The sequence below is a fragment of the Paenibacillus sp. MER 99-2 genome, assembly GCF_023714095.1.
Lineage (GTDB): Bacteria > Bacillota > Bacilli > Paenibacillales > Paenibacillaceae > Paenibacillus.
This window is the reverse complement of sequence record NZ_JAMAUZ010000025.1, coordinates 1-539: the sequence shown is the minus strand read 5'-3', so window position 1 is coordinate 539 and position 539 is coordinate 1. Positions and strand designations below refer to the sequence as shown.

The following is a 539-nucleotide window of genomic DNA, read 5'->3' as shown; positions in this document are numbered from 1 at the left end:
GCGTAACCCATTATGGGTTCTAAAGTAAATATAATGTGGGCCCTTAGCTCAGTTGGTTAGAGCGCACCTCTGATAAGGGTGAGGCCGGTGGTTCGAGTCCACCAGGGCCCACCATTTACACCTTAAAATTAATATGGGGCCATAGCTCAGCTGGGAGAGCGCCTGCCTTGCAAGCAGGAGGTCAGCGGTTCGATCCCGCTTGGCTCCACCAACAAGATTTTATTAGCTTGTTCTTTGAAAACTAGATATCGAAACGAAAGTAAATGCGAATTAGAACATTCCTTTAAGCTGATCTTGTGTAAACAAGTGAAGTGTTTTATAAGGTAGACTGCTGAAGCGAGTGATCGAAATGGAGTGACTTTTGGATTTGGACGTAGTCCAAACCAAGCGGAGCGACAGCTCGAACACGAGTGAATGGTTAAGCTACTAAGAGCACACGGAGGATGCCTAGGCGCTAGGAGCCGATGAAGGACGTGGCGAACAACGAAACTGCCTCGGGGAGCTGTAAGCAAGCTTTGATCCGGGGGTGTCCGAATGGG

Annotated in this window: 2 tRNA genes and 1 rRNA gene; all 3 read left to right on the top strand. The window is 48.8% G+C overall.

Annotated features, from left to right (window positions below):
• Positions 1-37 precede the first annotated feature (37 nt).
• Positions 38-114: transfer RNA gene (locus tag M3636_RS29085), tRNA-Ile, on the top strand.
• Between the two features lie 21 nt (positions 115-135).
• Positions 136-211 (top strand) — tRNA-Ala (locus M3636_RS29080).
• A gap of 205 nt (positions 212-416) precedes the next feature.
• A 23S ribosomal RNA gene (locus M3636_RS29075) occupies positions 417-539 on the top strand; the annotation flags it as partial.